The 13,721-nt window shown below is 41.4% G+C and carries 13 protein-coding genes; 5 read left to right on the forward strand and 8 right to left on the reverse strand.

Translation table 11 applies throughout. The annotated features are described in order from the left end of the window. Positions 1-46 precede the first annotated feature (46 nt). From hemL to ACP2AF_RS01670, 4 genes are read right to left on the reverse strand one after another with little or no spacing between them, the layout of a single operon-like run. On the reverse strand, positions 47-1,327 hold the full coding sequence (hemL, locus tag ACP2AF_RS01655; RefSeq protein WP_425234507.1) for a glutamate-1-semialdehyde 2,1-aminomutase: 1,281 nt from the start codon (positions 1,325-1,327) through the stop codon (positions 47-49). Further along, on the reverse strand, positions 1,327-2,166 hold the full coding sequence (locus ACP2AF_RS01660) for a glucosaminidase domain-containing protein (RefSeq protein WP_425234508.1): 840 nt from the start codon (positions 2,164-2,166) through the stop codon (positions 1,327-1,329). Before ACP2AF_RS01660 ends, hemL begins: the two co-directional genes overlap by 1 nt. A gap of 11 nt (positions 2,167-2,177) precedes the next feature. Further along, positions 2,178-3,083 carry a 1-aminocyclopropane-1-carboxylate deaminase/D-cysteine desulfhydrase gene (locus tag ACP2AF_RS01665; protein ID WP_425234509.1) on the reverse strand — a complete coding sequence of 302 codons (906 nt, stop codon included), beginning with the start codon at positions 3,081-3,083 and terminating at the stop codon, positions 2,178-2,180. Between the two features lie 15 nt (positions 3,084-3,098). Then, on the reverse strand, positions 3,099-3,431 hold the full coding sequence (locus ACP2AF_RS01670; RefSeq protein WP_425234510.1) for a hypothetical protein: 333 nt from the start codon (positions 3,429-3,431) through the stop codon (positions 3,099-3,101). Between the two features lie 208 nt (positions 3,432-3,639). Here ACP2AF_RS01670 and ACP2AF_RS01675 point away from each other — a divergent pair, with 208 nt between their 5' ends. The 4 genes from ACP2AF_RS01675 (at position 3,640) to ACP2AF_RS01690 (ending at position 7,603) form a co-directional block, all read left to right on the forward strand. Beyond that, positions 3,640-3,798, forward strand: a complete 159-nt coding sequence (locus tag ACP2AF_RS01675; protein WP_158594597.1) for a DUF5522 domain-containing protein — start codon at positions 3,640-3,642, stop codon at positions 3,796-3,798. Between the two features lie 80 nt (positions 3,799-3,878). Further along, positions 3,879-4,457, forward strand: coding sequence for a DUF4136 domain-containing protein (locus tag ACP2AF_RS01680; protein WP_425234511.1), 579 nt, complete (start codon positions 3,879-3,881; stop codon positions 4,455-4,457). 117 nt (positions 4,458-4,574) lie between these two features. Next, entirely contained in the window at positions 4,575-6,326 is a 1,752-nt protein-coding gene (locus ACP2AF_RS01685; RefSeq protein ID WP_425234512.1) for an aromatic amino acid hydroxylase, read from the forward strand. Positions 6,327-6,328: 2 nt separating this feature from the next. Further along, positions 6,329-7,603, forward strand: a complete 1,275-nt coding sequence (locus ACP2AF_RS01690) for an alpha/beta hydrolase family protein (RefSeq protein ID WP_425234513.1) — start codon at positions 6,329-6,331, stop codon at positions 7,601-7,603. Positions 7,604-7,815: 212 nt separating this feature from the next. On the opposite strand, the gene ACP2AF_RS01695 is transcribed toward ACP2AF_RS01690, so the two are convergent. Further along, positions 7,816-8,430: a DUF4230 domain-containing protein gene (locus tag ACP2AF_RS01695; protein WP_425234514.1), complete on the reverse strand. Its 615-nt coding sequence runs from the start codon at positions 8,428-8,430 to the stop codon at positions 7,816-7,818. Between the two features lie 27 nt (positions 8,431-8,457). After that, entirely contained in the window at positions 8,458-9,420 is a 963-nt protein-coding gene (locus ACP2AF_RS01700; RefSeq protein WP_425234515.1) for a GSCFA domain-containing protein, read from the reverse strand. A gap of 132 nt (positions 9,421-9,552) precedes the next feature. Here ACP2AF_RS01700 and ACP2AF_RS01705 point away from each other — a divergent pair, with 132 nt between their 5' ends. Beyond that, the gene (locus tag ACP2AF_RS01705) at positions 9,553-10,377 is read left to right on the forward strand and encodes a prolyl oligopeptidase family serine peptidase (RefSeq protein ID WP_425234516.1); all 825 of its coding nucleotides are present in this window, start codon (positions 9,553-9,555) and stop codon (positions 10,375-10,377) included. Positions 10,378-10,404: 27 nt separating this feature from the next. Here ACP2AF_RS01705 and ACP2AF_RS01710 read toward each other — a convergent pair whose 3' ends face one another. Beyond that, positions 10,405-11,064, reverse strand: a complete 660-nt coding sequence (locus ACP2AF_RS01710; RefSeq protein ID WP_425234517.1) for a hypothetical protein — start codon at positions 11,062-11,064, stop codon at positions 10,405-10,407. 1 nt (position 11,065) lies between these two features. Then, complete coding sequence (gene alaS, locus ACP2AF_RS01715; protein WP_425234518.1) at positions 11,066-13,705, reverse strand: alanine--tRNA ligase; 2,640 nt, start codon at positions 13,703-13,705, stop codon at positions 11,066-11,068. Between the last annotated feature and the right edge of the window lie 16 nt (positions 13,706-13,721).

Raw genomic sequence — 13,721 nt, forward strand, 5'->3', positions numbered from 1 at the left:
TTCAAAATATCTATGGGATAAAACCTTGATGCTATTTAAATACCTTTCACAAATCCAAATCATTTAGGGCTGCAATGGTTTCGTCCAAATCGCCATAGCTCAGCGCGTCATTTAAAAAATAGCTCTCAAAGGCACTGGGCGGTAAATAAATCCCTTTTTCCAACATCCCATGGAAGTACTTTTTAAACGTCTGGTTATTTCCTTTGGCCGAAGTTTCAAAATCCATTACCGGAGCACTTGTAAAATGTACCGAAATCATACTTCCAAAACGGTTGATTTGATAAGAAATACCTTTTTTGCGCAGTACATTATCAAACCCTTCATGCAAATGTTCCGTCTTGTCCGCCAAACTTTCAAAAATTTCGGGGTGTTCATTGACCTGGGTAAGCATGGCCAACCCTGCACTCATGGCCAGTGGGTTTCCACTTAAGGTCCCCGCCTGGTACACGGGTCCCTCCGGTGCCAGATGTGCCATAATCTCCGAGCGGGCGGCAAAAGCGCCCACAGGGAGTCCACCGCCAATTACCTTTCCGAACATCACCATATCCGCATTGATACCCAAGGCTTCCTGCGCACCTCCTTTGGCTAAGCGGAATCCGGTCATGACCTCATCGAACAATAATAATATCCCTTCTCGGTTACACAGTTCCCGAAGACCTTCCAAAAAGCCCTCTTGGGGTACAATACAGCCCATATTACCTGCTACAGGCTCAATGATAATCGCAGCAATTTCACCCCTGTTTGCCTGGGCCAATGCTCTTACACTTTCCAAATCATTGTATGGGGCCAATAAGGTGTCTTTGGCCGTTCCTTGGGTAACCCCGGGACTGTTTGGTGTACCAAAGGTAACCGCCCCACTTCCGGCCTGTATCAAAAAGGAATCGGAATGCCCGTGATAACAGCCTGCAAACTTGATGATCTTGTCCCTACCCGTATAACCCCGTGCCAAGCGAATGGCGCTCATACATGCTTCGGTACCACTATTTACAAAGCGAATCTTATCAATATTCGGCACCATGGATACCGCCAATTGGGCCAACTCGGTTTCTATTTCCGTTGGCATCCCAAAAGAAGTTCCCTTTTTCGCTTTATCGATTACCGCGTCGACCACTGGGGCATAAGCATGACCTAAAATCAAGGGGCCCCATGAGGCAATGTAATCGATAAGCCTATTCCCATCCTCATCATATAAATAAGCTCCTTTTGCCTCCTTAACGAAAATAGGATCTCCTCCTACCGCCTTAAAGGCACGGACAGGGGAGTTTACCCCTCCGGGGATATATTTTTTGGCCTCCGCGAACAAGGTACTACTTCTTTGATACAGCATTATTTGTTGATTTGTGTAGATTTTATGGCAAGTTCCTGACCTATTGAGATGGTATTACCCCGAATACCATTCCACCGCTTTAATTCATCTACTGAGACGAGATATCTTCGGGATATGGAATACAGGGTATCGCCCTTTTTGACTATGTAAATATTCCTTTGGGGTACTTCAACCACCTCTTTTTTATCATATCCCTTGCGAATAACGGCCCTATCGTATTTATGCAATCGGTGTTGCTCTATTAATTGAATCAATTTTTGGGGATAGCGCTTATCCGTGGCATAACCCGCTTGTTTTAGTCCCTTTGCCCAACGCTTGTAATCGTTTGGGGGTAGGTTGAACAAAAAGGCATACCGAGAGCGGTTCGCCAAAAAAATACTATGATCCCGATAGGAATACATAGGATGGTTGTATTTGCGAAAGCATTCACCCCGCTCATCATCATCATGAAAATCATAATCCCCCTGCCAGCCCGTATGGCACTTTATTCCAAAGTGATTATTGGTTTTTTTTGCAAGTTCGCCCCTACCAAAACCACTTTCCAGAAGTCCTTGGGCCAAAGTGATACTAGCCGGTATTCCGTAGGCCTTCATTTCAAATTGGGCAATTTCAGAAAATGTTTCGATGTACTCTGAAATGGACGAAATCTCAAATCTTACAAATTTTCCGGTATCCTCCGGCAAAGGATATAAACCATCGTCGGCTTTTTGAGCCTTTCCTGTTTTGATGGTTTTTGCCGATTGCCCTTTTTTTCCATTTCCATAGGTAGTGCGTTTTTTTGCCTTACAGCCCATAAACAAAACACCCAAGACAATGATCCATGCCCCCTTTCTAATCATAGAACTCCAATTTAATCGTGTACATTGATTAACGGTAATTTTTTTTGTTTTAGCACACGGTTCATTCCTTCAATACCTTGCAGTCCCCCCGTATGTACGGCTAAAATCCTTGTTTTTGGTTCAAAGCTCTTTTTTTGTATCATATCCAGTAGTCCGAATATCATTTTTCCCGTATAAATGGGATCAAGTAGTATTTGAGTTTGTTTGTAAAAGTCATTTACAAAATCTACAAGAGCTCCGGACACTTTAGCATAACCTCCAAAATGATACGCTGTTTGCAAAACCCAGTTTTCCTTTCGGGCAAATTTACGAATATCTTCCTGTAAAAAATCGCCCTTCACGGCCGGAAACCCCAAAACTTGTTGATGTGGCAAGGCTGCATTGCTAATTCCAGCCAAGGTTCCTCCTGTACCAACAGAACAACAAAGCACATCGAAATCATTGTCATTAGGGGTCAAAATCTCTTCACATCCTTTTATGGCCCATACATTGGTTCCGCCTTCCGGCAACAAATAATGCGATCCAAATTCGTTTTCCAATTCACGGTGAAAATGGATATTGTCCTTATCTCTATACACATCCCTGGAGACAAATTTAAACTGCATTCCATGCTCCTTGGCCAATTTTAAGGTGGGGTTAAGACTCCATTTCTCTTCCAGTTCCTCCCCTCGAATTATTCCGATAGTCTTAAACCCATGCACTTTCCCGGCATATGCAGTGGCGGCAATGTGATTGGAATAAGCCCCACCAAAGGTGAGCAGAGTATCAAAGCCATCCTCTCTGGCTTTGATAAGGTTGTATTTGAGCTTTCTATATTTATTGCCTGAAATGAGCGGATGAATAAGGTCTTCCCTTTTAATAAAGAGGGACACTTTTCTTTCATCAAGCAGGGGAAGGTGTATGGGTTGATTTTCCATAAACACACCAAAGGCTTATGTACGAAAAAGATAGTTCATGAAACTGAATGGCCTCCTGCGGTCCAGATAATTGAGGTCTTTCTCATTGTAATAGGCTTCCCGTTCAAAACTCATATTCTGGTAGGCTCTATACGTATTCAAGTATAGCACGGTTCTTAACAGCCATTCAAGGATATAAAGGATATAAAAGGGTAAAATCAATAGTTCCAGCTGCTGCCTCAAATGTATTTTCTCATGATTTATAAGCACAGCATCCTTTTTAAGATCATTGTGCTTTAAAAAAATAAAAGGCCAAAGGGATAGCCCTACATAGTTTTTGTAAAAGAGGTGTTTAAAGACTAAAATCATAAATCAGCTTTAAAACGGTCAATAACAAAGATAATTGTTAAAAACGTCGACTTCTCGTTAAAATGGATTTATTGCCAACAATTGCATTAAAAGCCACAAAAAGCTCCCAATGACTGTTAAATTTATGGTTGCGGGAAATGGAAAGCCTTTTTATTCACAATAAAATCATGTATTTTTATAAAAGACTACTATTCCAGTCGAGACTAAAATGAAGGAGATTATTCCGTTGGAAGAGGGTGATTATTACCTCTCCGAAGAAGGCTACAAAGTATTTACGGAACAATATCATCTCAAAAGAGGGTATTGCTGTGAGAGTGGCTGTAGGCATTGCCCATACGGTTATAATCCAAAGACCAACTTACGATAGTTTTACCCGTATTCGGCATGATTTTTGAGACTTGTTTTAAAGTTAATAGCCTCAGTTTGGAATAATTAAAAATCTTTGTTATGAAAAAAGTTAAAACACTGGCAATCCCATTATTTGTAATGTTATTCTTAAGTTCCTGTTCTTCGGTTCAAGTTTTGTCCGATTATGATAAGGAAACAAACTTCAACGAATACAAATCCTATGCATTCTATAAAACTGGAATTGATCAGGCACAGATATCCGATTTGGACAAAAAGCGCATCCTTAAGGCCATTCAAGATGAAATGAACAATAGAGGATTCGTAAAATCCGGAAAACCTGATTTATTGGTGAGCATCTTTACCAAAGAAAAAGAACAAGTGGATGTTTACAACAACAACTGGGGCTGGGGCGCCTGGGGTTGGGGCTGGGGTTGGAACCCTTGGATGTGGGGACCCGGATGGGGAGCCGGCTGGGGTGGTAGCCAAGTAAGCACACGAACGGAAGGCTCACTGTATATAGACCTTATCGATGCAGGTACCCGAGAACTGGTTTGGCAAGGAAAAGGCGTTGGGAACTTAAACAACATTAAGGATATCAATAAGAAAGAAGAACGCATCAAGGAATTCGTATCCGAAATATTGCAACAATATCCGCCCGATGCAGTAGCTGTAAATTAATACACCTCTTCCATACAATCCCTTCTCTTTATGAGAGGGGTTTTTTTTGTCAAAAATCCTGGATTCCAAAAAGTTGACCTTCCTATTTCGTAACTTTAAAAAAATAGATTTGCTACAATGTCCTATGAAAGCAATGCCATCCTGGATAAGCTGCCCAGGCATTTAAAACAATATATAAAACCTCAGAAATACGAGGATTATACGGCCATAAATCAGGCGGTATGGAGGTACGTGATGCGCAAAAATGTGGATTACCTAAGTCAAGTTGCCCATGCCTCCTACGTAGATGGACTCAAAAAAACCGGAATATCCATAGACTACATTCCCAACATGTACGGTATGAATCGAATCTTAAAAGATCTCGGTTGGGCCGCAGTGGCCGTTGATGGATTTATTCCACCATCCGCATTTATGGAATTCCAGGCCTACAATGTATTGGTAATCGCTTCTGATATTAGGCAGTTGGAACATATTGAATATACCCCGGCCCCGGACATCATCCATGAAGGGGCCGGTCATGCCCCTATCATTGCCAATCCCGAATATGCCGAATATCTACGTCGTTTTGGGGAAATTGGTAGCAAGGCCATTTCCAGTGCCAAGGATTTTGAGCTATATGAGGCCGTACGGCATCTTTCCATTATTAAAGAAGCATTGGGAACACCACAAAGCGATATTGATGAAGCTGAAAGTCACATTGCGCAATTGCAGCAAAATATGGGTGAACCCAGTGAAATGGCCTTAATACGAAATCTGCACTGGTGGACCGTGGAGTATGGACTCATCGGAACGGTGAACAATCCCAAGATTTATGGTGCAGGGCTACTTTCCTCTATTGGCGAGAGTACATGGTGCCTGACCGACAAGGTAAAGAAAATCCCATATTCCGTTGAAGCTGCACATATCTCTTTTGATATTACCCAACCTCAGCCCCAACTTTTCGTAACCCCGGATTTCGCCTATTTAAGCCAAGTTTTGGAAGAATTTGCGAACACCATGGCACTCCGCAAAGGAGGACTAAAAGGCATTCAAAAGTTGATCGACTCCAAAGCATTGGGAACCATAGAGCTTAGTACGGGTCTCCAGATTTCTGGGAATTTTGTCGAGGTTATTTCCCATGACAACAAACCCGTGTACCTACAGACCCATGGGGAAACCGCCCTGTCGTATCGAGAGAAGGAATTGGTGGGGCACGGTACATTAAACCACCCCAATGGTTTCGGTACACCTATCGGTAGACTCAAGGGCATTAACCTAGCGATTGAAGATATGAGTCCTAGAGATCTCAAGGCCTATAACATATTTGAGGGTGAGGAAGTTTCCTTGGAGTTTGAGGGAAATATAAAGATTATAGGTAAAATCATCACCGGAACCAGAAACCTTCAGGGTAAAATACTGTTAATAACCTTCGAAAATTGTACGGTAACACACAGAGGCGACATCCTTTTCGAATCCAAGGAAAATCTTTATAACATGGCAATCGGGCATGAAATTGTATCCGCTTTCAACGGCCCGGCCGACCTTGAGAGTTTTGACTTGATTACACATACTGTTTCCTCCACTACCTTAAAAGCCGAAATATCCAGTTCAGGCAAAAAATTGGAACAGTATTACGAACAAATTCGTCATTTTAGGGAAGGAAAGAACACGACCATCTCCAGAAATAAAGTATTTGGAGAACTTAGGGAAAACTATCCTGAGGACTGGTTATTGCCTGTTGAGCTCTATGAATTGGCTAGGACCAACGGGGATACTAAATTTGCCCAAGAAATCTTGGTACATTTGGAAGGTATAAAACAAAACGATCCCAAACTAGGTCATTTGATCGATGACGGTCTGGGGCTAGTGGACAAAAGTCTGATTCTTTGATTATGAAAAAAATAATAAACCATACCATTATCCTTCTCTTCATGACACATTTCTCCTCTGCACAATTTGAACCAAATTATGATGAGACCAAGGTGCCCGTATTCCCAATCCCAGATCTACTGACTACCTTTTCGGGAGAGATAATCAAAAACAGCAAAGACTGGAATACAGAACGACGCCCCGAACTTCTCAATTTCTTTGAAGAAAACGTCTATGGAAAGGTCCCTGGAACATTGGACAATACTTCATTTGAAGTTGTAGAAAGAAACGAGGACGCCCTGAATGGTAAGGCACATCGTAAGCAAATTGAAGTTACCCTGCAAAAAGGCAATCGTTCACTCCAGTTTAACATCCTTCTATATCTACCAAAATACAAAGACAAGGTACCCTTATTTTTGGGTTATAATTTTTTTGGGAACCATACGATTACCACGGATCCCAATGTGCTTGTTTCCAAAGCCTGGACCATGAACAATGAAAAGTTAGGCATTACTGGAAACCATGCGACAGAAGCTTCCAGAGGAGTGCGTAACAATCGCTGGGCCATAGATAAAATTCTGGATAAAGGATTTGGGTTGGCGGTTATTTATTATGGCGAGGTGGATCCGGATAAAAATGATTTTTCGGATGGACTGCACGCCCTTTTCTATACCGAAGGGCAAAAACAGCCTAAGGCCAACCAATGGGGGAGTATCGCTGCATGGGCCTTTGGATTGGGTAAGGCCTTGGATTTTCTAGAAAAGGAGAAACAAGTGGACGCTTCCAAAGTCATAGCCTTTGGACATTCACGATTGGGAAAGGCCGCCTTATGGGCAGCCGCCACAGACGAACGTTTTGCAGGGGTCATCAGTAATAACTCGGGCTGTGGCGGAGCCGCATTATCCAAACGGAAATTTGGAGAAACCATTGGACACATCAATACAAGTTTTCCCCACTGGTTTTGTGATAATTTTGAGAAATACAATGAAAATGAAGAAGCTTTGCCCATAGACCAGCACCAATTGTTGGCCCTTATTGCGCCAAGACCCTTATACGTTGCAAGTGCAGAGGAAGACCAATGGGCGGATCCCAAAGGTGAATTTCTTTCGACCCATTATACTTCCCCCGTATACAGTTTATTCGGCAAACAGGGAATTGCTTCACAAAAAATGCCAGAGGTAAACCAACCCATCCACAATATGGTGTCCTATCATGTTAGAACAGGTGTACATGATGTAACCGACTACGATTGGGAACAGTATCTTATTTGGGCCAAGAGGTTTATAGAGCAGAATTGATCAGGCCGCTCTGCTTTTGATACATCGCATCTGACCGTTATGGTTGGATTCATGTTCCACCACGCGGAACCATTTACAATAGTTGTTGGTAGGTAGGTTACCGAAAAATTCCGTCTATCACTTTTTGGTTCTAGGTTTTCCATGATTCTTGATTTACTTCCAATTTAGAAACAAACCCGTATACCTTACCTGAGTCTCAGGGAATTTTAACATCAATCCTCAGTCAAAATTTGGTTTAAATCTTGATTTATGATTCGGTCTTTATAGGCCAATGACCAACCCATAGAATTGGTTAAGATGTAGAATTTTTGAAGTTCACTGATCAATCGGTTTCGGGCATTGGTCTTCAGGGGAGAAGCTTCTATCTTTTTAAATAAAGCACTATTCACATTCGTTTTAATGGTATTGTAATCCGAAGCATTAAATTGATTAAAGTAATCCGCCGTAACATCATAATATTCAAAATCGGGATTGATTTTAACTTCCGGTTCGGGAATGGTTTTAATGTAGAGGGTTTTGCTATCTCTGTCCATTTCAAAATCGATTTTAGATAAATCGTAGGCTACGGTAACCTCGGCATTTACTACCACTAATGCCTTTTTATCCGCTGTGATCAAGGAGCCGAATAGTTCTTGAGAATCTTTGTAGGTATACACTTCGGCAAAATGTCCCTCTGTTACGATAAGTTTGGAGACATTATCGATCTGCTGCTGTATGAGCATGGAATTTTCCTGGAGAATGGATTTTTTCTTTCTTTCCTCGGAACAGGACCGGAAGATAAGGACAACCGCCAATGTAATAATTACTCCGATTACTATTTTTTTCATCATCCCCGTGTTGACCTAGCATGAAGTTTAAAACTCCATAAAAGGATATCCTTTTTGAAGATACGCAATTTTATCCCGTAGCGATTTTTTGAATTTTTGATGGGATTCCGAATCGGGATGAAAAGGTCGGTGCATCAGCCCTTTTTGGATCGTATCCACTTTTTCCATTGTAGCATAGGCTTGTTTGGAAATCCAGGTTTCCTTGAATTTTTCCCAGATATAATCAATGGCCAGTGGATTAGGATGGATCATATCTGCTTCATAGAAGCGGTAGTCGCGCAATTCGTCCATCATAAGTTCGTAGGAAGGAAAATAAAGCACTGCGGCCCTTTCAGGAGAAGTGTCCAGCAATTGGTGAACAGCGGATATTAAATGGGCTTTGCTCCTTTGGTTTTCAAGGAAACCATCTTTAAGATGACGAACCGGGGAAATGGTTAAAATAATTTGAGCCTTTTTATTGGCAGATTGAATCCGACATATAAGCTGTTCCAGGCTCTTTGTAATAGTTTCAATGGAAAGTAACTCTTTATCAAATTCCTTATGTGGAATCTTATGACAGTTGGCCACTAGGGTATTGGTCTTTTTATAGCGATAGGTCCAAGCCGTACCCAGGGTTAAGATAATATGTGTGGCTTCACCTATTTCTTTGCCCATATGTTCAAGACTGTAGTTTAACCTTTTAACTAGCCTTTCCCTGGACACATCACTTAAATCAGAATGTGTATCAAAACAATGCCAGCGCTCATTGTGAAAAAAAATATCCCTTTCTGTAAAATCATTATGATCTAATGCTTTTGAAAACAAGTTTTCGATCGCTTTTGGATGAAACAAAACACCCCATGGATTTTGAAGATTCTGAAATTTAAAGTAATCCAGCTTATTGCCGATGTTCCCAACAAAACATGACCCTACAAGCAGTAATCGGCTTTGATAATCAATTTGACTATTTGCAGGATTTAAAGGAATTTTGGTCTGTAGCTTCATCGACATAAAAACGATTCACAAAATACAAACTTAATATTCATTTTAAACTCACAAGCTCAATATATTTGTTATCGCCTTGATGGTTTAAAGAAGAAAGTTTAGTATTTTTATATACTGATTTTCAATATTTTACAAATTATGGGATTTAAAGCGAAAATCATTTTATCCTTTTTTGCGGTAATTTTATGCAGTATTGCGTGTAGCGATAGTTTTTTGGAAACGGAACAACCGGAGGACGTAATTAATAATACACCACAATTGGATATTGATGCCGCCCGTAAGGATTTTTCGGAGCTTTCTTTCAAAACCGGGGTGAACGATTTCGAATTGGATGTCCTATTCAACAAAAAATGGGCCTTTCGATTAATTGTTCCCGAAGTTGAGGAAGACGAAAAGATCCCTCTTTTTGTTGATTTACATGGGGGCGCACTGACGCTTAGACCAGATGTTCATAAAAGAGGGAGTTGCACACTTGGTCCAGCATTGGAAAATACAGGTACAAAAGCATACACTCTAATTCCCAACTCACAAGGTTTTTTATGGTTTGCTGCCTTTAACGAAGAACAAGTAGTTAATCTAGTAAAGTTTGCCATAGAAAATTTGAATATAGATCCGGACAGAGTAGTGGTTTTTGGTTATAGCGACGGTGGTTTTGGAAGTTGGTTTTTTGCGGATACGCATCCAGAACTTTTTTCGGCATCGATTGCCATTGCACAGGCCTACGGTCTAATAAACGATGATGAAGGTACAAAGAGAACCGAAGTTCCCGTATATGTGATACATGGAGAAGTTGATGAACTTTTCCCATACACCAATACGGAATCATTGGTTGAATTGGCACGAAATGCCGGAAGCGAAGTAGAGCTGGTTATGGCCACTGAATTAGGTCATTATAGACCCTGTGATTATCTCCCTTATATAGAAGATGCCATTGATTGGCTAAAAAATTCGGTTTGGGAATGATTAATAAATTGGTGAATGCAATAGCTTTCACGTGCAGTCTGCCAATTGTTTTAGAACGGATATGTAGTCTTCCTCCAAGTCTGAATCCATTTGACGGATAAAATCCAAGACTCGAAGTAAAAGTTCTATTTCCTGATTCTGTAATGCGTTGCTGGCTTTGCCCATTTCGGTGGTTACCAAACGCTGCAGATTATAAATGCCTTGAAGTCCATAGAGGCAGTCGTAACCGAATTCGTTAACAATTCCCGTAATTTTGGACGTTTCCCATGCTATTTTGGAAAGCTCGGCCAGCTCTAGATTAATGAAAACATCCCCTTCATAATTAAATAGTGCGTCAGCTATGTTGGTAGAATCTGTTATACGCAAAAAGTCCGGAAACTCTTTTTGAAATGTACTCATTTGTCCAACTGTTACGACAACACCGTCCTCTTCGCCTGAATCAAACCCCTTATAAGTCTCGATGGCCTTGACGAGGCGCTGGTTGTTTTGCCTTGTCTTTCGAAGCTCCCCTAAATTATTTTTAATTTCAATTTGAATTTTTTCAATAGCAATTTTCTTGTCCTGATCTATTTTTTTGGAAGCATTCCAATCGTTGAACCAAATAGCAAGATTGATTCCAACAAATATCAATAGAACCTCCCCGACAATATATTTCCAATTGAAATTACGGAGTCTTAGGCGTTTCATTTTATACTACATATTTTCTGGCCTCTTGTAAGGCTTGATGTATCCCATCTGGATTTTTTCCTCCTGCCGTGGCAAAAAAAGCTTGTCCACCCCCCCCGCCTTGAATAAATTTTCCAAGTTCACGGACGATGGTTCCCGCGTTCATTTCCCGCTCAGCCACTAATGCTTTGGATATATAGCAAGATAGCAAGGCCTTCCCATTCTGCTCCGTTCCAAAAAGTAGGAACAAATCGTTTCGGCTATTTCCCATTTCAAATGAAAGATCTTTGATACTGGCCGCATCCAAATCCAGTTTTTTAGCTAAAAATTGAATGCCATTTACTTCTTCCAATTCATTTAGCAATTCCCCTTTGAGGTTTTTGGCCTTATCCTTTAGCAACTGGTCCACATCTTTTTTTAATCTGGCATTTTCGCTTTGAAGGGATTCCAGAGCCTTAACAGGATCTTGGGGGTTGTTCAAGAGACTTTTGAGTTCAATAAGTACACTTTCGCTTTTGGCGTAAAAGTCCTTTACTGCATCTGAAGTTATGGCTTCAATACGTCTAATTCCTGCTGCTATGGCACTCTCGGAAACAATTTTAAAATGCCAGATATCACCGGTATTACGTACATGAGTACCACCACATAACTCTATGGACTGCCCAAAACGGATAGTACGGACCGTATCACCATACTTTTCACCGAATAAGGCCATGGCACCTTCATCAAGAGCCTGGGTCATAGGTATATTTCTGTTTTCCTGTAAGGGCAATTGTCCATCTATGCGAGCACGTACAAACTCCTCCACAGATTTAATTTCTTCTTGGGTCAACTTCGCAAAGTGGGAAAAATCGAACCGGAGGTATTTGGAATGTACGGCTGATCCTTTTTGTTCTACATGGGAGCCTAGTATTTCCCTTAGGGCTTGGTGCAACAAATGCGTTGCAGTATGATTTGCTGCTGTACGCTGTCTTTGCTTCTTATCAACGACTGCTCTAAAGGTGGCGTCGGGATGTCTGGGCAAACTTTTGGCAAAATGTACAATTTCATTGTTTTCCTTTTTGGTGTCCACAATATACACCACATCCCCATTGGGGACTTCCAAATAACCTTTATCCCCCACTTGGCCTCCTCCTTCAGGGTAAAACGGGGTGATATTAAATACCAATTGATAATGTTCGCCATCCTTTTTGGAGGAAACTCTTCTATATTTGGTCAACTTTACATTGGTCTCCAAAAGGTCATAGCCTACAAATTCCTGTTCTATATCGCTAGATAAGATCTCCCAATCGTCCTTGGAAATTTCGGAGGCTGACTTGGAACGCTCTTTTTGTTCCTGCATCGCTTCCTCAAACTCCTTTTCATCCAAAGAATACCCTTTTTCCTGGAGAATCAATGCCGTTAGGTCTATTGGAAAACCATAAGTATCGTAAAGTTCAAAAGCTTTGCGACCATCCACTGTTTTAGTTTTAGTAGATTGGATAACGCTTTCTAAAAGTACCAGGCCTTGTTCCAAGGTATTTAAAAAAGAATGCTCCTCTTCCCGTACCACATTCTCGATCAAGTGCCTCTGTTGTTTCAATTCAGGGAATGCTTCGCCCATTACACTGACCAGCACATTCACCAAACGGAACATAAACGGTTCCTTTATTCCCAAAAAGGTAAATCCATAGCGTATGGCCCTGCGTAATATTCTTCGAATAACATAGCCTGCTCCCGTGTTGCTAGGGAGTTGTCCATCCGCAACGGAAAACGCCACAGCGCGAACATGATCTGCGACTACCCTGATAGCTATATCGATATCTTCATTCTGTCCATACTTGGTATTGGTTATGGTTTCTATTTCCCGGATAATCGGGGAAAAAACATCAGTATCATAATTGGATTTTACACCCTGTAAAACCATGCATAAACGTTCAAAGCCCATTCCGGTATCTACATGTTTGGCTGGTAGGGGCTCCAGCGTCCCATTGGCTTTCCTATTGTATTGCATAAAGACCAGATTCCAAATCTCCACTACTTGAGGATGGTCCTGATTAACCAGAGATGCCCCGGAAATCTTTGCTTTTTCCTCATCGGTGCGTATATCCACATGTATTTCGGAACAAGGGCCACAAGGACCCTGATCCCCCATTTCCCAAAAGTTATCCTTCTTGTCCCCCATAAGGATAAGATCCTCGGGAACAATGGCCTTCCAATGTTCATAGGCCTCTTTATCCATCTCCAATTTATCGGCATCCTCGCTCCCCTCAAAGACGGTGACATAGAGATCGGCCTTATCTATTTTGAGGACATCGGTCAGCAATTCCCAAGACCATTGTATGGCTTCTTTTTTAAAATACCCAGTTGTATTGGAACTGGCGGCGTCACCAAAACTCCAATTCCCCAACATCTCGAACATGGTATGGTGATAGGTATCCTTGCCTACTTCCTCAAGGTCATTATGCTTGCCGCTTACCCTAAGACATTTTTGGGAATCCGCTACCCTAACATGTTCCGCCTTCCGATTTCCTAGGAAAAATTCCTTGAATTGGTTCATCCCTGCATTGGTAAACATTAAGGTAGGATCATCCTTGACGACCATGGGAGCAGAAGGCACAATTTTATGCGCTTTTCCTTTAAAAAAATTTAAAAATTGATTCCTAATTTCTTTGGAAGTCATTGAAATGGTAAGGTTT

It is taken from the genome of Ulvibacterium sp. (assembly GCF_965248315.1).
GTDB lineage: Bacteria > Bacteroidota > Bacteroidia > Flavobacteriales > Flavobacteriaceae > Ulvibacterium.